Here is a 19,524-nt window from a genome sequence, read left to right as displayed (position 1 = left end):
TAAGTAATACTCTAAAAAACATAAATCATGAAAACTTTAAAAACTTTGATTTTATTCTCTTTTCTTTTTGTGTGTGGAATGAATGCGTCAGCAGACAACAAAAGTAACCTTATTTACAATTCGGAAGAAGTAAATGGAATGAAAGTTGCCGAAACTGTTTACAAGATGGATGGCAGTACGCTTGCCAACTATATGAAGTACAATTATAAATACGATGACCAAAAGCGTATAACAGAAAGCGAAGCGTTGAAATGGAATGCCGTAAAAAACGCATGGACTCATGACATGTGCATCCGCTATGCCTATCAAGGTAAATCCATAACTACTACTTATTATAAATGGAGCAATAAGAAGAATACCTATATTCTTATCCCTGAAATGACAATAACAATGGATAATCCCAATATGTAATCCATTCATTTTCTCTCATAAAGATACTCTACTAATAATAACCCAAAACCTTTTCATAAACTGAAGAAGGTGTGTCAAAATGCACACCTTCTGTTTTTTACGCACAAAGCCCCGACTTTCACAAGCTGGGGCTTTGTTATTACCTAAAGATTTTGTATCTTTAAGCATAAGTTCTTTACTATGACAAAGATACATTTTCGTCCTTACAATCCCAACCAAACCGTTCTTTTTCCTCAAAGAATTGATGAGGATATTGCAGAAAACGATCCGGTGCGCATGGTTGACGCCCTGGTTGAGGGCTTGAATCTTGAAAGTTTCAGAAAACTGTATAAGGAATGCGGTCGCAGCCCTTACCACCCCAAGATGATGCTCAAGGTCATTCTGTATGCCTATATGAACAACATCTACTCCTGCCGGAAAATTGAAAAACTCCTTCACCGTGACATCCATTATATCTGGCTGGCCGGATATGAGAAACCGGATTTCATTACCATCAACCGTTTCCGCAACCGGGTGAAGAAGGAAATTAACGAAGTGTTTACGCAAACCGTACTTCTTCTCTCTTCCAAAGGCTTCATCAGCCTGAATGTGGAATATATTGACGGGACAAAGCTCGAATCCAAAGCCAACAAGTACACTTTCGTCTGGCGAAAAACGGTTGAGCGGAACCGTGAACGCCTGATGAAGAAGATACATGTCCTGTTAGGGCAGATAGACGATGTCATTGCTCAGGAGAAGTCATCAGAGAACAATGAGGAAGTTGAGTTCACTCCGGCCATGCTGACTGAAATGGCAGGAGAATTGCGTCATGCACTGGAACAGGTTTCCGAGCCATCCGCGAAAGAGGAAAAGACTGAACTGAAAAAGAAACGCAAACAGCTGAAGGAACTGGAAGAACACAGGGACAAACTGCAGGAATACGACTGCCATCTGGAAACACTGCAAGAGAGGAATTCCTATTCCAAGACGGACAAGGACGCTACTTTTATGAGAATGAAGGAGGATGCCATGCGCAACGGACAGACGAAGCCCGGTTACAACCTTCAAATCGGCACCGAAAATCAGTTCATCACCGATTTTGCACTCTTCCCGAACCCTACGGATACACTGACCCTGATTCCTTTCCTGCAATCTTTTTCAAACAGGTATGAACGGATGGCCCATACGGTGGTTGCTGATTCCGGCTATGGCTCCGAAGAGAATTACCGCTTCATGTCCGAAAACGGCATGGAAGCCTACGTAAAGTACAACTATTTCCACATGGAGCAGCGGCCGAGATTCAAACCGGCCCCGTTCAAGGCCGAAAACTTCTACTACAATGAAGAACATGACTTCTGCATCTGCCCTATGGGGCAAAGGATGCGGAGGATAGGCACCAGGAATGTGAAAACCGCATCCGGATATGTCAGCGAAAATGCACGGTACAGAGCTGTCAGGTGTGAAGGTTGTCCCCTGCGATGCCGCTGTTTTAAAGCAAAAGGAAACAGGACGATAGAACTGAATCATAGGCTTAGACAATACAAGCGGAGAGCCAAAGAACTGCTCTGCTCTGAGAAAGGACTGAAACACAGAGGGCAGAGATGCATAGAACCGGAGGCCGTGTTCGGACAAATTAAAAACAATATGAACTACAAACGTTTCCGACATTTTGGAAAGGACAAGGTCTTCATGGACTTTGCCTTCCTAGCCATTGCCTTCAATATAAAAAAAATGTGTGCAAAACTGACAAAAGAAGATACGAAATGGCTGATTGGATGGTTTTATGAACTTACTGTCGCTTTATTTAGATGCTGGAGACACATAAATCAAAGAAATCTTCGAATTATCGCAGCTTAAAGAAAATGAACAGATTTGTATAGTGATGAACAAAAAAGAGGTGCATCGTGCATTACGACACACCTTCTTTTTGTATTTTTACTTTCCAATAAAAACATAGAAGCATGATACCTCAAAACCTTATCCACTACATCGAAACGGAGATTATCCCCCGATACGAACACTTCGACAAGGCACACAACCGTTCGCATGTACAAACAGTCATTGACGAAAGCCTCGCTCTTGCCAAGCTCTACCCCCAGGCAGACGAACGCCTTGTCTACACCATAGCAGCCTATCACGACACAGGGCTTTGCCGCGACCGCGCCACGCATCACCTTGTTTCGGGAGAAATCATAGCCGCCGACAGCAACCTTCTGCAATGGTTCGGCAAAGAGGAGATAGCAATCATGCGGGAAGCCGTGGAAGACCATCGGGCATCCAGCGACCATGAGCCGCGCAGCATCTACGGCAAAATCGTGGCCGAAGCCGACCGTATCATCGACACAGACACCACCCTGCGCCGTACCGTACAGTACGGACTGAAACAAAATCCTGCGGCGGACGAAGCATGGCACTACCAACGTTTTCACAAACATCTGATGGAAAAATACGCACCCGGCGGCTACCTTAAACTTTGGCTTCCCGACTCAAAGAACGCCGAAAGGCTGAAAGAACTGCAAAGCATCATAGCGGATGAGGTGCGTCTGAAAAGCATTTTTCACCGCATGTTCGAAGAAGAGAAAAGATAAAAGACTATCTTTGCAGCCAATTAACTGAATAATAATTAAAAAACAAAATATATTTATGGCATTAAAAGCAGGTATAGTGGGACTGCCCAACGTAGGGAAATCCACTCTTTTCAACTGTCTGTCCAGTGCAAAGGCACAGGCGGCAAACTTTCCTTTTTGTACTATCGACGCCCAAATGGGTCAGGTATCCGTGCCTGACGAGCGACTGACCAAACTCGCCGAAATCGTTCATCCGGGACGCATCGTGCCCGCCGTATGCGACATTGTCGATATTGCCGGACTGGTGAAAGGCGCCAGCAAAGGTGAAGGACTGGGCAACCAGTTTCTGGGCAACATCCGCGAGTGCGACGCCATTATCCATGTGCTGCGTTGCTTCGACAACGGCAACATCGTACACGTGGACGGAAGCGTAGATCCGGTGCGCGACAAGGAAATCATCGATACCGAACTCCAGCTCAAGGACCTCGATACGGTAGAAAACCGCATCAAGCGTGTAGAGAAGATAGCCAAAGTTGGCGGAGATAAAATGGCGAAAGTAGAGTACGAACTCCTGCTCCGCTACAAAGACGCATTGGAACAGGGACAGAGCGCCCGCACCGTAATACCTCAGAACGATGACGAGGAGCAATGCGCCAAACAGATGTTCCTGCTCACCACGAAACCGGTACTCTACGTCTGCAACGTAGACGACACCAGCGCCGCCACCGGCAACCAATACGTAGAGCAGGTGCGCGAGGCCATCAAAGACGAAGATGCCCAGCTCATCATCATCTCCGCACAGACCGAAGCCGACATCGCCGAATTGGAAACTTACGAAGAAAAGCAGATGTTCCTCGAAGACCTCGGCCTGAAAGAAAGCGGTTGCAACCGGTTGATTAAAGCTATCTACAGCCTGCTGAACCTCGAAACCTTCATCACCGCCGGCGAAATGGAAGTAAAGGCATGGACCTACCGCAAAGGCTGGAAAGCCCCGCAATGCGCCGGTGTTATCCACACCGACTTCGAGAAAGGATTTATCCGTGCAGAAGTCATCAAGTACGAAGACTACATTAAGTATGGCAGTGAAGCCGCCGTGCGCGAAGCCGGAAAACTGGGCGTGGAAGGCAAGGAATACGTGGTGCAGGACGGAGACATCATGCACTTCCGCTTCAACGTATAAAAATAACAGGAAGAGGGTATGTCGAAATGAATGACAAACTATATGTTTTGGGCAGGGCCAATGATGTAGCAATCAAAAATTTCGACATCCTCAATCATAAAGCTGAATTCGGCATTTCGAGACAATTCAATAATCATCCTTTTTACTCCTAAAATTTATGGAACAGCAAGGAGAAATAGTACTTTATCAGCCAGAAACAACCTTCAAGCTCGAAGTGCGATTAGAAAACGAAACAGTTTGGCTCACGCAAGCACAAATTGCAGAATTATTCGGTACCGGCAGACAAGCCATTACCAAACATCTGAAAAATATCTTCAACAGCAATGAATTGGAAGAAAATTCAGTATGTTCCATTTTGGAACTAACTGCTGCGGACGGCAAAACCTATAAAACCAAGATATATAATCTTGATGCGATTTTATCCGTAGGATATCGTGTCAATAGTAAAAATGCAACCTCTTTCAGATGTTGGGCAAACAAAATATTAAAAGAATACCTGCTGAGAGGATATTCGATTAATAAACGGCTAAACAACATCGAGCAAAGAATAAACAATGATTTACCGAAACACGAACAACGTATCGGGCAAATAGAAGAAAAAATAGATTTCTTTGTCCGTACCGCCCTTCCACCCGTAGAAGGTATCTTTTTTGAAGGACAAATCTTCGATGCCTATGTTTTCGCCTCTAATCTGATAAAATCAGCCCAAAAGACAATTGTTCTCATTGACAATTATATTGATGAAAATACCCTTATGATACTTAGTAAGAGAAATGAAAAAGTGGAAGCTACTGTATATACAGCCAAACTCACCAAACAGTTGCAATTGGACCTGCAACGACACAATGCTGAATATCCGGCAATAGCCATCCATGAATACAAGCAGTCTCATGACCGTTTCCTCATCATAGACTCCGAAGTTTTCCACATAGGGGCTTCCTTGAAAGATCTTGGAAAAAAATGGTTTGCTTTTTCAAAACTGCATTTCTCCCCGCAAGAGCTGATTGAGAGGATGCTGACAGAAATACAGAAATAATTAATCTTCTAAAGATACGCTACAAATGAAAAATAACAACCTGAAGTATCTCATTGCAGGAACCGGCGGTGTAGGCGGTTCAATAGCCGCATTTCTCGCTCTCGCCGGAAAGGACGTCACCTGTATTGCCCGTGGCGGACATCTTGCCGCCTTACGTGAAAACGGATTGAAGTTACATTCCGATTTAAAAGGCGAGCATACATTGGACGTTCCGGCTTATACGGCAGAGGAATATGCCGCCCTCGCCTCTTCGGCGGACGCTTACAAGGCAGACGTTATTTTCGTATGCGTCAAAGGCTATTCCGTAGACTCCATTACGGAATTAATCAGGCACGCCGCACACAAGGACACGGTAGTAATCCCCATCCTGAACGTCCATGGCACAGGTCCGCGCATCCAGCGGCTGGTTCCCGGCGTCACGGTACTGGACGGCTGCATCTACATCGTAGGATTCGTATCCGGCAAAGGCGAAATCACGCAAATGGGCAAGATATTCCGGTTGGTTTACGGGGCACACAAAGACACCATTGTTTCCCGTGAAACATTGGCAGCCATACAGCGGGATTTGCAGGAAAGCGGCATCAAGGCCGACATATCTCCCGACATCAACCGCGACACCTTCGTCAAATGGTCTTTCATCTCGGCCATGGCCGTTACCGGAGCTTACTACGACGTGCCTATGGGCGAAGTGCAGAAGCCCGGCAAAGTACGCGACACCTTCATCGGGCTTTCGCAAGAAAGCGCGGCCTTGGGACGGAAACTGGGCATCGGGTTCGAGGAAGACATCGTAGCGTACAACCTCAAGGTAATCGACAAACTTGCCCCCGAAAGCACCGCTTCCATGCAAAAAGACATGGCGCGCGGCCACCAAAGCGAAGTGCAGGGATTGCTTTTCGACATGATTGCGGCAGCCGAAGAACAGAATATCGACATCCCTACATACAGAATGGTAGCGGAGAAATTCAAATAATTTTATACCTTTGCCTCACCATCTTATACAGTTTCATCTTCCGGAGCGTAGCGCAGAACCTCTTCCGTGCAATACATAAAAAGAGCAGATTCTGCGCTACGCTCCGAAGGACGAAAACAAAGATATAAACTAACTTAAATTGCTTATGAATATGCTGACTCTCCTCTCTATCAACTGGAATCCCAACCCGGAACTGTTCAACCTTTTCGGCAGCCTTCCAATCCGGTATTACGGCCTGTTATGGGTGGTAGGTATTGCTCTTGCCTACGTAATAGTACACCGCCAATACCACGACCGGAAAATCGACGAAAAGACATTCGAACCGCTGTTCTTCTACTGCTTCTTCGGCATCCTGATAGGAGCGAGACTGGGGCACTGTCTGTTCTACCAGCCGGATTATTACCTGAATCACTTCTGGGAAATGATACTTCCCGTGAAGTTCCTGCCGGACGGCGGCTGGAAGTTTACCGGCTACGAAGGGCTTGCCAGTCACGGCGGTACGCTGGGACTGATTATCGCCCTCTGGATGTACTGCCGCAAAACCAAGATGCACTATATGGATGTGCTGGACATGATAGCCGTAGCCACACCTGTCACTGCCTGTTGCATCCGCCTTGCCAACCTGATGAACTCCGAGATTATCGGCAAGCCGGCCGATGTGCCCTGGGCTTTCGTCTTTGAACGGGTGGATATGCTACCCCGCCATCCGGCACAGCTCTACGAGGCAATCGCCTACTTCATCTTCTTCCTGGGCATGGTCTACTTGTACAGGCGCGGACAAAAGCAGCAGGAAAACAAGCTCAAAACGGACTTCAGCACCACCAAAGCCAAGTCCACCGCAATGCAAACCGACGCTACCCTACCCTATCACCGCGGTTTCTTCTTCGGCCTCTGCCTGACTGAAATATTCGTATTCCGCTTCTTCATCGAGTTTCTGAAAGAGGATCAGGTGGATTTTGAAAGCGCAATGACGCTGAATATGGGGCAATGGCTCAGCATTCCATTCATACTTATCGGAGTGTACTTCATGTGTTTCCATGGCAAGAAAACGGCAGGAAAATAAGAACTCCGCAACAATAAAAAAATATCAAGGCATGAAACCGACAGTTCCACCTAAGGAAACTGAAAGTTCCATGCCTTGATACTTCTTGTTCCACTACGTGAAACAAAGAGTTTCTCACGGGGAAACAAACCGTTCCCTCAGGAGAAATTTTTTGTTTTATTCTTTGAAACCCGACTTACGTCGCAGGTTACTTTCCTTTGACTATCCGCTTGATGTCATTCAGCTTGTTCAGCGCTTCGAGCGGTGTCAGGTTGTTCACATCCAGGTTCAGTATCTCGTCGCGTATCTGGCACAACACCGGGTCGTCGAGCTGGAAGAAACTGAGCTGCATGCCGCCGAGCGTCTCTCCCACTTCAACCATCGGCTTGGCCGCGATGCCTTGCTGGCGGTTGTCCTTTTCAAGCTGTTTCAATATATCACCGGCGCGTTTCACGATACTTTTGGGCATACCCGCCATTTTGGCTACATGGATACCGAAGGAATGCTCGCTGCCGCCGCGCTCCAGTTTGCGCAGGAAAATGACCTTATTGTCGATTTCCTTCACCGATACATTATAGTTCTTGATGCGCTTGAAGGATTTCTCCATTTCGTTCAGTTCATGGTAGTGCGTGGCAAAGAGCGTACGCGCCTTGGCATGCGGATGTTCGTGGATATACTCCACAATGGCCCAGGCAATGGAGATGCCGTCGTAGGTGGAAGTACCGCGCCCCAACTCGTCAAAAAGCACCAGGCTGCGGGGAGAAAGGTTATTCAGGATGTCGGCCGCCTCGTTCATCTCCACCATAAACGTAGACTCGCCCACGGAGATGTTGTCGCTGGCTCCCACACGGGTGAATATCTTGTCCACCAGACCGATATGCGCGCTTTCCGCCGGAACGAAACAGCCGATTTGCGCCATAAGCGTAATCAGGGCGGTCTGACGGAGCAATGCCGACTTACCCGCCATGTTGGGACCGGTAATGATGATTATCTGCTGCGTACTGCTGTCCAGCATCACATCGTTGGCTACATACTTCTCGCCTATCGGAAGCTGCTTCTCGATGACCGGATGACGTCCCTGGTGTATCTCCAGCACCTCGTCGTCGGAGATTACGGGACGGATATAATTGTTTTCGCGGGCTGCGGTGGCAAAAGACAGCAGGCAGTCCAGCCGGGCTATCTGGTTTGCATCGGTCTGAATGGCAGGAATAAACTCGCTCAAGGACTGCACCAGCTCTGCATAAAGCTGTGTTTCCAGCACCAGTATCTTGTCCTCGGCGCCGAGTATCTTTTCCTCATATTCTTTCAATTCCTGCGTAATGTAACGCTCGGCATTGACCAGTGTCTGCTTGCGAATCCACTCCTGCGGCACTTTATCCTTGTGCACGTTGCGCACTTCGATATAGTAACCGAACACATTGTTATAGCCGATTTTCAGGCTGGGAATGCCCGTAAGCTCACTCTCCCGCTGCTGTATCTGCAAAAGATAGTCCTTGCCGGAATAGGCTATCCGGCGCAGCTCGTCCAATTCGGCATTCACGCCGGATTTTATCACACCGCCTTTATTGACAAGCAACGGCGGGTCGTTGTTGATTTCCCTTTCGATGCGGTCGCGGATGGAACGGCAGATGTCCAGTTGTCCGCCGATATGGTTCAGACTGGCGTTATCGGCATCCATACAGGCTTCCTTAATCGGTTCAATAGCCTGCAGGGCCACTTTCAGAGCGACTACCTCGCGGGGAGAAACACGTCCTACGGCTACTTTGGAGATAATGCGTTCCAGGTCGCCTATCAAGTGCAACTGCTCTTCAATCACTCCCTTGAACTCAGGTTTCCGGAAGAAATACTCCACCACGTCCAGCCGTCCGTTAATGGGCTTCACATCCTTCAGGGGGAATACCATCCAACGCTTCAGCAGGCGGGCCCCCATCGGGCTGATTGTTTTATCTATCACATCCAACAAGCTGCTGCCGCCGTCGTTCATGCTGCCCATCAGCTCCAGGCTGCGCACCGTAAACTTATCCAGACGGACGTACTTATCTTCCTCTATACGTGCCAGCGAAGTGATATGCCCTATCTGCGTATGCTGCGTCATAATGAGGTACTGCAAGATAGCCCCCGAAGCGATGATACCGTTTTTGAGATGCTCCACGCCGAACCCCTTCAGGTTTTTCACTTCAAAGTGTTTCAGCAGTTTTTCGCGGGCGGTGGTTTCCGTAAACACCCAGTCGTCCAGCTCGAACGTAAAGAACTTGCTGCCGAAATTGCCTTCGAACATTCCCCGGCGGCCACGCTCAAACAGCACCTCTTTCGGGGCGAAGTTGTTCAGCAGTTTGTCTATATGGTCAAAGGAGCCTTCGGCGGTCAGAAACTCACCGGTGGAGATATCCAGAAACGCCACCCCGCAGGCGCCTTTACCGAAATGAACAGCGGCGAGGAAGTTGTTTTCACGGTAATTCAGTATATTGTCGTTAATGGATACGCCCGGCGTTACCAATTCGGTGATACCGCGTTTCACCAGTTTCTTGGTGAGCTTCGGATCTTCCAACTGGTCGCAAATGGCTACGCGCTTGCCCGCACGTATCAGTTTGGGCAGATACGTATCGAGCGCATGGTGGGGAAAGCCTGCCATTTCAATCGTTTTTCCCTTGCCGTTGGCGCGCTTAGTCAAGGTAATGCCTAATATTTCAGAAGCCAGGACGGCATCGGTGGAATAAGTTTCATAGAAGTCGCCGCAACGAAACAGCATGACCGCATCGGGGTGCTTTGCCTTCAACTCAAGAAACTGCTTCATCATCGGGGTAAGGACAATATCTTCGTGCATACAGGTATATCTTTGCGGAACACAGAAGCACGGTGGCGCAGAGTTTTTAACGGTATGAACTCCCGGTTTCATGAAGCAGACGCTCTGCACAAGCAACTCTGTGCCACCGTATCTCTGTGTTCATTGATTAATGTCACAAAGATAATCCTTTTTTAGAAAATACGTATGTAAAGGGTTTCAATCCTTAGCAAGCCTTAACAAAGCCGGCATTTTTGCTAAAACATGTTATAAAACACACTTTTTTATTTGCTTTATTTGGAAATTTCCCGAAAGTCCGTACCTTTGCACTGTGTTTTTCATAGTATTAGATTTAAGGTTAACAAAGGTTGGAGTACAGCGGTACTCCTTTTTTTATGCCCGTACGTCCGGTTCATACATCCGCAACGCCCGCGCATGTCCGGCTTCAACCGCTAAAACCGGCGCAAAAGTTCCTCGAGCGTCACACCGCTGTCCGCTTTCATCTTCTCCATACGAATACGCTTCAGGCGCTTCTTTACCGAATCTTTCTCCAGATGCATGATTTGCGACATTTCCAGTTGTGACAGTTGCATCTTCACCATACAGCAGTAGCGCAAATCCTCTTTATTCAAAGCAGGATAGTGTTGTTGCAGCCGCCTGGTGAAGTTATCGAAAATAATGTCCGCGTTCTGCACAATGTCTTCCCAGTCATCGTCCGAAAGAAGGATATTGCTCCCCTTCTCTATCTCCTGAACGATACGCTGGTTCAGCCTTCTGAAGAAAGTCTCCTTCAGCCGGGCTTCCTTCTGCTCCATTTCGGCCATACGCTGCAAGTTCTCGGTAGTCACTTGCCGCTGATGATGCAATTCTTCCTGCTGACTGGCAAGCTGGTGCTGCTGCTCCACCAGCCGGCGGCGGTTGCGCCAATAAAAGAAATAAATGGTACTTGCTATCCACAGCGACAATAGGGACAAGGTAGCCATCAGATATACATTGCTCTGCCTTTCGGCGGCCTGAGTGCGCCAATAAAGGTTCTCCACGGACAGTTGCTCGTGCTTGTAAAGCTCCTGCAACGCAATGACTTCCGCCGTATGGCGTTGCTTCCTCACGCTGTCCGCCAGTTCCGTAAAACGCAGCAGAAGAGAGTATGCCTCATTGCACCGTCCCATTTTATAATACGCTCCGGACATATGGTTATAGGCATCTGCCTGTGTTGCCAAATTCGGGCTGGCAACGACTTTCCGGAAATAATGATAAGCGGAGTCATACTGCCCCAGCTTCCCGAACAAATCCACCTTATCGGCATACAGGCCGAGAATGGCAAGGGTATCTTTACGGGGACGCAACCCGATAGCTTTGTCTATATACTCCAGTGCCTTTCCGTTCTCTCCCATTTTGGCATAGATACTGCCCAAATCGGTATATACATGAGGTAATTGCGACGGCAGGGAATCCGCTATTGCCGCATCATAGACGGCCTGTGCATAATAAAGGGCGCTGTCCAGCCTGTTCAGAAAGTAATAGCCGGTGGCGATATCGCACAACGCCAGGTTCTTGTAAAACAGATTGTCCATCCTCAACGCCGCCTTCAACGCCTCTTTGGAATAGCGCATCTTGCCCTCATACTCTTCCTGGTTCAGGCAGACGACTCCCAGCCATGTATTGACCCTGTAGAGCTGCTCGTCATTGCCGCTTCCCTGCAGGAAAAGCAAGGCTTTCAGAAAAGACTGCATGGCATCCTTCATGCGGTACAGCCGCCTGTCCAGATGCGCTTTGCAGTACAACGCCCGTTCGGCATACAGAGAATCTCCCGACTCACTGAAGTATTTGATGGCCGGCAGCAGCAATGTATCGGTTTCCGCATTCAACTGCTGTTTCCGGTGCATGGCTTCGGACAATAATAAAGCGTAGAGCGCATAGTCGCGGTCGGTAAGGTTGTTCTGCGGCTCTTTGATTTCCTGCATCACGGCGATAGCACTGTCCGTCTCTTTCTCCGCCATCAGTTTTTCCGCCAGCGCTACCCGGCGGTTGGGACCGCACGCTACCAGAAACATACTCCACAAAACAACCGAAATTATATGTTTATACCTCATCGTTCCAAAATTTGTCATTCATAAGAATCCATTACCACTTCACCGGTTTCCCCGTGCACAAGTATTACCCTCACTTTATCCGGCTGCACGGAGTCGCGTACATCAATCTCCCATAACGGCATATCCCGGCTTGCATCCACATAACGGTTTACACTGACATGTGCCGTGTCCGACAGATTTATGCCACGCAGTTTAGCAAATATATGAATATCCTGCCATGTATACAGAAAAGTGTGCTTCTTTTTAACCTGCCCGGACGAACCCGCTGCCACCCCGGCCTGCGCACCGGCAGAATAACGGATTTCATCCTGCGGCTGCGGATACACGGTTGCCACCGGATGTATTCCCTTGACTACTCCCCAGCCCAGCCAACCGTCCGCCAGGTCTATTTTCAGGTAAACACGTTCCGAACCTTCAAACTGCCGTGCCATGCGGGGCGACACATTGACACATGTGTACCGGTCTCCTTCCACAAACAGTTCGCCATACGAAAAGGTATTCAGCAGCCAGGAAGCGGAATAGCGCGAAGAACGGGATTTAGGGGTCAGCGGATTTCCCCGGTTGGCAAGCTTTCTTTTAAGCGTATAGCCTAGCCAGTCTGAACATGAAGAATTTCAGATCAGCCACCCCTCTTAACTGGCTTCGAAAAGCTTTGATTTTAGCATTGAACGACTCCGCTGAAGCATTTGTCAATCGTTCTTCAAAATAATTTATGATGGTCGTACTATGGTTTGAAAACGTATCAAGTACCTTGTTGAACTCCATATAGTCAAACTTTTCCACTTCATTGTACCATCTTGCGAGATTTAGCCTTGCTTCATCGAGACCTGACTTCTTGTTGAAGATGTCTGTCAGTTTCATGCTAAGGCTGTATCCTTCCAGAAGCTTGGGGAATTTATCAAAGAGAATGGCAGCCCTGGTCTTTTGCTGTTCATTCCATTTGCTCCAGTGTTTCAGTATAATGTGCTTGCTTCTGCTTACTATCTGTGACAGGGTTTCTCCGTTCTCCATTCTTTCAGGTTCCCATTTCCCTATTCTTTCCCTTTCCGCCTTACTCTTTGTTTCTTTCTTCTTTTGGCGATGCTCCCTGATAGCCTGATTTTCCGCATCAAGTACTTTCCACCGATAGCGTATTCTTAACTGGTCAACAGCTTCAGACATGAGCTGCTGTACATGAAAACGGTCATTGATCAGCTTTGCGGCAGGAAACACCTTTCTGACTGTCAGCATCATGGCTGAAGATAAATCTGTAGTGACAGTCTTGACAGACAGCCGTTTCCGGTGCGGAAGCCTGCGCAAGATTCCGCTTACCGCATCTGTGGCCACTCCACGAACTATTGCAACTAAAGCACCCTTACGACCTTTAGCTGCTTTATTGGTCAGAATCGTATAAACATCTCCATTGCTCAGGCAAGTTTCATCCAAAGAAAGCTTTTCTCCAATATTTTCAGGATAAAGGAGATAGTCATGCGCATGTTCGAGCTGATCCCAGTTCCGGTAATCACTGATTTTCTCCTTGTATTGTTTACGAAGAGTCTGCCCTTTTACGCCATAACGTTCCGCAAGCACACTGATGCTCACAGGAGTAGATTCAATCTCCTTCTTTTAAAAAAGAGACGAACTCAGAATTGAGCCGTGTACCGTCAAATTCGGATAAATCCCAGTCATAACTGAAGATTTCATTGGAAGATTTGTCAAGCCATTTACGTTTACGAACATGGAGATAAGTGGCGCGACCACGAATAGGATAGTCTTGGATTGTACGATACTCACCAAAACCATAGGATATGATATCCGGATTGATCTTATCTTCTTTTAGTTGAACTTTTTTTTCATCAAGATAAATATCAAAACGGTCAGCACTCTTGTCGAAATTGACAATATCAAAGTTGTCTATAAGCACATCCGGAAGGATGGCACGAAGGAGTTGTGCGGGTTTCATAAAACAAAGGTAAGCAAAGATAGCTAATTTTAAAACTTACCAACCAGATATTTCCGCTGAGCCGGATTTAGGCCTACGGTCGTGCACCTTGGCGGCTATAATCCTATAGTCGCAGGTTTTATCGGCGGAAGTAAAGCACGCATTCAGCCAAAAGAGAGAAACGACTACCACATTCGTACACAATGCCGACAAACCTACCCCCCAGAACAAACCGTAAAGCATGTTTCTCCCCAGCCGCCTTGCTCCTTTCTTCTCGTCCCGGCCGCAACAGAGATACACATACAGCATCCGGCCCCCCATGCCGATAACGAACAGAACAGAAGCGACAACCGCATTCAGACTTTGATAGCTGCCCGTTGAAAAAGCCGTGCGCAGCAACCATGCTTCTTCCGGATGCCAGGCACGGCAATGCAGCAAAAACAGTACGATTATCACCGGAACTGCAATCTTCCACAAAGCAATCCTGCCCTTTCGCCCGGCAGATTCCGCCCGTATGCTTTCCTCATGGCACCGCTGTCCGGGTGTGTGCTTCAATCTTTGCTTTTTCCTACTCATATGGCAGTACGGTTATCAGCCGGTTTCCTACAAATAGGTCTCACCGTCTATTTTCAGCAAAAAAGGTTTTATCGGATAGTCCGTACCGCCGAAGGTCAACTTCCTGACTCTGATGATATTGCTTCCGGACCGTACCACTTCCATTCTGTACACAAACGCATACTCCTCTTTCCCGTCCTTCTTGCTATACCGGGTGGAAAACGACAGTTGCCTGATACCGGGATGCTCCAGTTCGGGTCTGCTCTCATCGGGATGGCGGTTGCAGGTCAGGACGAATTTAAAGACTTCTCCCGGCCGGAGTGTTTCAGGCTCGGTACTGACACTACAGACCACTTCTTCTATATTCTCTGCAGGAAGTACGCAGACCTTCATCGTAGAGCAGGTACGCATCTTCCCTCCTGTCATGGCCCGTACCGAAGGCAGAGTAACCCAACCGGCTTTCTTGAAACGGACTATGTAATAGTTTCCGTGGAGTGAAAGATTCTCCTGCTTGCCGTTTACAAAAGAAGTCCTTGACGACCGCGTAGAATGCGGGCCCGACACCAGCTCCGCCTCACAGTCGTCCCACCGGGGAACGGACATGTCGTAAATCTCTCCGGTACTGTAATAGCCGACCCGGACATCCTGCCCCACATGCACTTTGCAAAAAGACGTATCTACTTCATTAAAGAATCTTACACTGTCATTTTGCGCCGACAAGGTTGCAATATGCAATGCCAGACAGCACAAAACGACAAGCACTTTCGGATAGCGTATCTCATTCATCCCGGTACTGTTTTGTTTCTTCCCACTCTTTTTCCAGCTTACCGTCTATGTCATACATTTTCCACCGGCCTACACGTCTGCCGTTGAGGTATTCGCCCGTTTCACGAACGGCGTCGTTCTTCACGTAACGCGATTCGAACAGTCCGGTTTTCCGCCCGTTTACATAAGTGGATATTTCCCAATAATCATAACGGTTGGTAACAATCAGCCGGCGCTCCTTACCATGCAGACGGCCGTGTTGGTAGGTCGCTTCGTAAACAAGCTCTCCATTGCCAGGATTATATTCGCGATAAAGCCCGTCCTTACGGTCGGCTTTCAGGTAAAATTCACGGCTGCGGGCGCCCGTATTACGGTCATACGATATATGCAGTCCTTCTTCCCTGCCGTTGACGTAGGTCTTCACTGACAATGTATCGCCACTTTCGGCAATTTCAATCCACCGGCCGTCCTTTTGGTCGTTCTTATAATGCCCCAGAATATGCGGCTGCCCGAAAGTGAACATCGAGGAGTATTCACCGTCTTTCATGCCGTATTCATTATAATATTCCGTCTCATAAAGTTCGTACGTCCCTTTCAGGAAAGTAAACTGTTTGCCTACCTGCTTACCGTCCTTATAAGTATGGTCCCTGCGCAACGTACCGTCCCACTCATAAACCATATCCTTTCCATCCTGCTTGCCGTTGCGGTAGTTCACCTCGCGCTCTACCTTGCCGGTAGTAAAATAGGTTTTATGGGCGCCGTGCAGCTTGCCGTCCTTATAGGACTTCTCTTCCTGCACACGCCCCTCGCTATCGTACATCTTAAATACGCCGTCTTTCTTGCCGTCCTTGTATGTACCGTCGCATTTCAGCTTGTTGTATTCATACTCTCCATACTTGCCGTTGTAAAAACCGTCCTTAAATTCAGCCTGTATATAAGCAGAGTGATAACCGTCTATGATGCGGTGGTCTCCGTTCAAGGGTTTTTCTGTTTTCAGGTCACGAAAAAGAATACGTCCGTCACCCACATTGATAGCCGATACCTGTTCAATCGGATACTCCTTCTGTGCCTGTACCATAACAGGCAGAAACATCAGAAAAGAAATCAATGCCACACATTTCTTCATAGCTTTTTCTTTCAAAATCCTACTCTTTTTATCCATAATTATTACTTTTTATAAAAGTTGAAAACAGTCGTATAACGCACCAACGGGCCTATAGGACAAAAATAAAAGATAGGTACTGAATAAGAAAACGGACAAGGGGTATAATTACGGGATACTTCACACCCGATAAATATTTATTTTACAACTCATTATCATGATATACAAAGAGGTATGCAAGGGTATATTTATATATCAATAAAAATATACGTTATAATTTTTCAAAGCAAATAAAGAAAATGGAAAAGCAGGTATCCAACTAATGTTTCTTTATTGTTTTGTATCCATTTTTCTCTATTCATAGAATACTTTTTCTTTCTAATCCAAATAAAAGAAGGTGTGCTATTGTGATATGAACACGCATTCGTGAAATTCAATCGGACACACCTTCTTCTATCCTGTAATTCCGGCTAAAGCCGTTATGCTTCCTGCTTGGAATATTCCGAAAACTCACATCCGAACTGTTCCACCAGCATATTATCCATGTCATCGGCCTTAAAGGCAAGATTCACCAGATTCGTACGGATTTCATCTTCCGACTCTTCCGTGAGGTCGGACAGATGGATGCGATAAGCCATGTAAATCTGCCGGCCTTCAATGCCCAGTTTATAGGGAGCGAAATCCTCACTCAGGATATAGTCCAATACACGTTCCACCTCTTTCTTAGGCAAGAGGTTAATGGGAGAAACAGCAAACAGATAAGTGTTTTCATACACAAAAATACGAATCTCCGAACTCCCTTTATGAAACGTCCACGAATCGTAACCGTCCCGCGCAAGGATAGGGTTAACTCCCATTTCGGCAATAGCCTGTTCGCAGAACACACTCAAAGGCGACTGTTCACGCTCCGCAAAAACTTCTTCCGGCAACTTTTCGCCGCAGGAAGGACAAAATTCCTCTTCCTCGGATATCAGCTCATCGCAACTGTCGCACTGTACCTGGAATGTATTGCGGTCAACCTCGTCAACCGACTCCAAAAGCTTACGCAATGCCTCTACACGCACACCGAACCCCATATTGTCCGCATTGGTGAACTTGCTTACCGTTACTCCCACCACTTCACTGTTTTCATTGAAGATAGGTCCGCCCGAATTACCGGGATTTACGGCAGCATCGGTCTGTATATAATATTTTCCTTCCATAAGCTGCTTGGGCGAGGAAACCGACCCTTCCGTTACCGTAAAAGGCATGCCGTAAGGATACCCCGCCACACTGACCTTTCCGCCGATGGCCAATGAATCGTCCGCGGCCAGACTCAGTTCGGGAAGAGCTGAAAAGTCTGCATCCACAGCCAATAAGGCAATATCCAAAGAAGGATTTACGAGCACCACTTTGGCAAGGTAAGGATTCCGGTCGTTATCATGTATGGCAACAGTATGGAAACCGTTCACCACATGGTAGTTCGTTACAAAAAGATTATAAGATTTCAGATAGAAACAGCTTCCGGAACCGCCGGCATGTGTCACCTTATATACGAGTTTATAAATGTTCTGATCCATAATATATAGTTTAGATACCGTTAAGTTAATTCATAATTCCCATCACCTTCTTCTGCATTTCAAGCATCAGTCGGGAGTATTCCTGCATATTACCGCTCATCATGGCTTCCGCCATTTTCTGTTGCAACACCTGCATGTCGTCACTTCCCATGGTTTCCGTAATTTTCTGCACCTGTTCCATGCCGGCAGCAAAGTCCGTCTCATCCTCATCGTCCAAATCGCCTTCCATAATCTTGTCCATAGCATTGTAAAGAATTTCAGAGGCCTCTTCCAAAGAGCGGTTGCCTGCCTTCTTCAAAGCTTTTGATATAACGGCATTGATATCGTCCTGCATATCATTATAGAAATAAGCTTCGTAGAACACATAAAGCAAGCGTACCGCACTGCGTTCATAATTCTCCGACTGGATGGCTTCGGTGGCTTCTTTATAGACATTCATAAAATTCTCCTGCACGTTTTTCAGGGAAGAACGGCGCTTTGCAGACACCAACGTATCCGTGTAGTAAAGGTCTTCCGCCAGTTTTTCCTTCGGAACGGCAAGCAGCTTTTCAAGGAACGCTTTTCCTTTTGATACAACCTCTTCCGTAGGCAGGTCGGCATCCATATCATTCACTGCCTTGTCGAGGTCGTTCAGCAATTGTCCCTGAGGATGTGCAAAATAGGAAATCTGGTAGAAAGCGGTATCCAGCACATTCCACGAATAACCGTACCGGCGGTCGGCCCCATACTCTTTGAGTGCCTCCAACGTTTCGCGTCCCAATGTCTGTATGCCTTCATAAATGCGGTCTACCTCTTCCTGCGGATACGGAGTCACCTGCGGCTCGTAACAGCGGGTAGCGCCAAATTTCGTACAGAACTCATCGTCATACTTATCGCCTATGTGGCAGATATTCTGAAGCACGAAATACATTTTATGCGGATGACTCTGTGAAAGCGGACAAACATATTCCATATTCAACTTATCACCGTTCTTTACGAAGCGGGGCAATAACAATTTATTCAGGTTCAAGTCCGCCACCTGACGGAGCATGGCTACCCTACCCTTTTCCGGCAGATTCAGGAAATCGGCATTGATATGGAAAAAACCGTCGGCAATACGGATATGTACAAGAATGGAACCGTGAGGAATGTGAAACTCCGTACCGTCGGCATTACCGTACTTGGTACGAAAGTCCGCGTTCAAATAATCCAGCAAACTATGAAAAGCCTGTACATACTCACCCCGGTTATACAAGTCCACACCCTGTTCGTAGGCTTCGGTACGGATAGCACTTTGCGTAGAATCTACTACGGGAGAAATAAAAGCAAATGTCTGTTTCATATCATGATATTGTATTTAAAGAAATAATAATAACCGTATCCCGCCCTGCGGAATGCCGGAAAACAAATATAGAAAGCAAAACACAAACAAGAACATAGATGCAGGGGGATAAATACAGAATGAAAACATCTCGTTAAAATATTGAATATTAAAAATTTATTTGGCGTAAACAGCATAAAACAAGGGGATATTTACCCCGAAAACATGGATTTCTTTCCTTTTTTTCCGCCCGATACATACC

Annotated in this window: 17 protein-coding genes; 7 read left to right on the top strand and 10 right to left on the bottom strand. The window is 47.1% G+C overall.

Annotation, left to right across the window (positions count from 1 at the left end; genetic code table 11):
• Positions 1-27 precede the first annotated feature (27 nt).
• From NQ565_RS03545 to lgt, 7 genes are all read left to right on the top strand, one after another.
• Entirely contained in the window at positions 28-411 is a 384-nt protein-coding gene (locus NQ565_RS03545) for a DUF3836 domain-containing protein (RefSeq protein ID WP_005655821.1), read from the top strand.
• A gap of 180 nt (positions 412-591) precedes the next feature.
• A complete protein-coding gene (locus tag NQ565_RS03540; protein WP_005656266.1) occupies positions 592-2,247 on the top strand; it encodes an IS1182 family transposase in 1,656 nt (551 codons plus the stop codon).
• 104 nt (positions 2,248-2,351) lie between these two features.
• Entirely contained in the window at positions 2,352-2,978 is a 627-nt protein-coding gene (locus NQ565_RS03535; RefSeq protein ID WP_005655816.1) for an HD domain-containing protein, read from the top strand.
• A 55-nt stretch (positions 2,979-3,033) separates the two neighbouring features.
• Positions 3,034-4,137, top strand: coding sequence for a redox-regulated ATPase YchF (gene ychF, locus NQ565_RS03530; protein ID WP_005655814.1), 1,104 nt, complete (start codon positions 3,034-3,036; stop codon positions 4,135-4,137).
• Positions 4,138-4,294: 157 nt separating this feature from the next.
• Positions 4,295-5,173: a virulence RhuM family protein gene (locus NQ565_RS03525; RefSeq protein WP_005655812.1), complete on the top strand. Its 879-nt coding sequence runs from the start codon at positions 4,295-4,297 to the stop codon at positions 5,171-5,173.
• A gap of 25 nt (positions 5,174-5,198) precedes the next feature.
• On the top strand, positions 5,199-6,143 hold the full coding sequence (locus tag NQ565_RS03520; RefSeq protein ID WP_005655811.1) for a ketopantoate reductase family protein: 945 nt from the start codon (positions 5,199-5,201) through the stop codon (positions 6,141-6,143).
• Positions 6,144-6,294: 151 nt separating this feature from the next.
• Entirely contained in the window at positions 6,295-7,206 is a 912-nt protein-coding gene (gene lgt, locus NQ565_RS03515) for a prolipoprotein diacylglyceryl transferase (protein ID WP_040316042.1), read from the top strand.
• Positions 7,207-7,393: 187 nt separating this feature from the next.
• On the opposite strand, the gene mutS is transcribed toward lgt, so the two are convergent.
• From mutS to NQ565_RS03465, 10 genes are all read right to left on the bottom strand, one after another.
• Positions 7,394-10,009, bottom strand: coding sequence for a DNA mismatch repair protein MutS (mutS, locus tag NQ565_RS03510; protein ID WP_005655808.1), 2,616 nt, complete (start codon positions 10,007-10,009; stop codon positions 7,394-7,396).
• Positions 10,010-10,419: 410 nt separating this feature from the next.
• On the bottom strand, positions 10,420-12,060 hold the full coding sequence (locus NQ565_RS03505) for a tetratricopeptide repeat protein (RefSeq protein WP_040315928.1): 1,641 nt from the start codon (positions 12,058-12,060) through the stop codon (positions 10,420-10,422).
• Between the two features lie 14 nt (positions 12,061-12,074).
• Entirely contained in the window at positions 12,075-12,533 is a 459-nt protein-coding gene (locus NQ565_RS03500; protein ID WP_231292988.1) for a hypothetical protein, read from the bottom strand.
• Between the two features lie 103 nt (positions 12,534-12,636).
• Entirely contained in the window at positions 12,637-13,641 is a 1,005-nt protein-coding gene (locus NQ565_RS03495) for an ISAon1 family transposase (protein ID WP_040315496.1), read from the bottom strand.
• Between the two features lie 10 nt (positions 13,642-13,651).
• On the bottom strand, positions 13,652-14,002 hold the full coding sequence (locus tag NQ565_RS03490; protein WP_005652161.1) for an ISAon1 family transposase N-terminal region protein: 351 nt from the start codon (positions 14,000-14,002) through the stop codon (positions 13,652-13,654).
• Positions 14,003-14,038: 36 nt separating this feature from the next.
• Complete coding sequence (locus NQ565_RS03485) at positions 14,039-14,557, bottom strand: hypothetical protein (protein WP_005655799.1); 519 nt, start codon at positions 14,555-14,557, stop codon at positions 14,039-14,041.
• A 27-nt stretch (positions 14,558-14,584) separates the two neighbouring features.
• Complete coding sequence (locus tag NQ565_RS03480) at positions 14,585-15,322, bottom strand: hypothetical protein (protein ID WP_005655797.1); 738 nt, start codon at positions 15,320-15,322, stop codon at positions 14,585-14,587.
• Positions 15,315-16,463 (bottom strand): toxin-antitoxin system YwqK family antitoxin, encoded by a 1,149-nt coding sequence (locus NQ565_RS03475; RefSeq protein ID WP_005655796.1) that lies wholly within the window; start codon positions 16,461-16,463, stop codon positions 15,315-15,317. Before NQ565_RS03475 ends, NQ565_RS03480 begins: the two co-directional genes overlap by 8 nt.
• Before the next feature lie 419 nt (positions 16,464-16,882).
• Positions 16,883-17,962 carry a trypsin-like peptidase domain-containing protein gene (locus tag NQ565_RS03470; RefSeq protein WP_005655792.1) on the bottom strand — a complete coding sequence of 360 codons (1,080 nt, stop codon included), beginning with the start codon at positions 17,960-17,962 and terminating at the stop codon, positions 16,883-16,885.
• A gap of 25 nt (positions 17,963-17,987) precedes the next feature.
• On the bottom strand, positions 17,988-19,283 hold the full coding sequence (locus NQ565_RS03465; protein ID WP_005655789.1) for a hypothetical protein: 1,296 nt from the start codon (positions 19,281-19,283) through the stop codon (positions 17,988-17,990).
• Between the last annotated feature and the right edge of the window lie 241 nt (positions 19,284-19,524).

This window comes from Bacteroides stercoris ATCC 43183 (assembly GCF_025147325.1).
GTDB lineage: Bacteria > Bacteroidota > Bacteroidia > Bacteroidales > Bacteroidaceae > Bacteroides > Bacteroides stercoris.
Note: the sequence above shows the minus strand (reverse complement) of the source record. Positions and strands in the feature narration are given on the sequence as shown.

Coding starts and splice junctions, on each gene's coding strand:
- NQ565_RS03545 (WP_005655821.1), top strand. CDS start 28: ATGAAAACTTTAAAAACTTTGATTTTATTCTCTTTTCTTTTTGTGTGT.
- NQ565_RS03540 (WP_005656266.1), top strand. CDS start 592: ATGACAAAGATACATTTTCGTCCTTACAATCCCAACCAAACCGTTCTT.
- NQ565_RS03535 (WP_005655816.1), top strand. CDS start 2,352: ATGATACCTCAAAACCTTATCCACTACATCGAAACGGAGATTATCCCC.
- ychF (WP_005655814.1), top strand. CDS start 3,034: ATGGCATTAAAAGCAGGTATAGTGGGACTGCCCAACGTAGGGAAATCC.
- NQ565_RS03525 (WP_005655812.1), top strand. CDS start 4,295: ATGGAACAGCAAGGAGAAATAGTACTTTATCAGCCAGAAACAACCTTC.
- NQ565_RS03520 (WP_005655811.1), top strand. CDS start 5,199: ATGAAAAATAACAACCTGAAGTATCTCATTGCAGGAACCGGCGGTGTA.
- lgt (WP_040316042.1), top strand. CDS start 6,295: ATGCTGACTCTCCTCTCTATCAACTGGAATCCCAACCCGGAACTGTTC.
- mutS (WP_005655808.1), bottom strand. CDS start 10,009: ATGCACGAAGATATTGTCCTTACCCCGATGATGAAGCAGTTTCTTGAG.
- NQ565_RS03505 (WP_040315928.1), bottom strand. CDS start 12,060: ATGAGGTATAAACATATAATTTCGGTTGTTTTGTGGAGTATGTTTCTG.
- NQ565_RS03490 (WP_005652161.1), bottom strand. CDS start 14,002: ATGAAACCCGCACAACTCCTTCGTGCCATCCTTCCGGATGTGCTTATA.
- NQ565_RS03485 (WP_005655799.1), bottom strand. CDS start 14,557: ATGAGTAGGAAAAAGCAAAGATTGAAGCACACACCCGGACAGCGGTGC.
- NQ565_RS03480 (WP_005655797.1), bottom strand. CDS start 15,322: ATGAATGAGATACGCTATCCGAAAGTGCTTGTCGTTTTGTGCTGTCTG.
- NQ565_RS03475 (WP_005655796.1), bottom strand. CDS start 16,463: ATGGATAAAAAGAGTAGGATTTTGAAAGAAAAAGCTATGAAGAAATGT.
- NQ565_RS03470 (WP_005655792.1), bottom strand. CDS start 17,962: ATGGATCAGAACATTTATAAACTCGTATATAAGGTGACACATGCCGGC.
- NQ565_RS03465 (WP_005655789.1), bottom strand. CDS start 19,283: ATGAAACAGACATTTGCTTTTATTTCTCCCGTAGTAGATTCTACGCAA.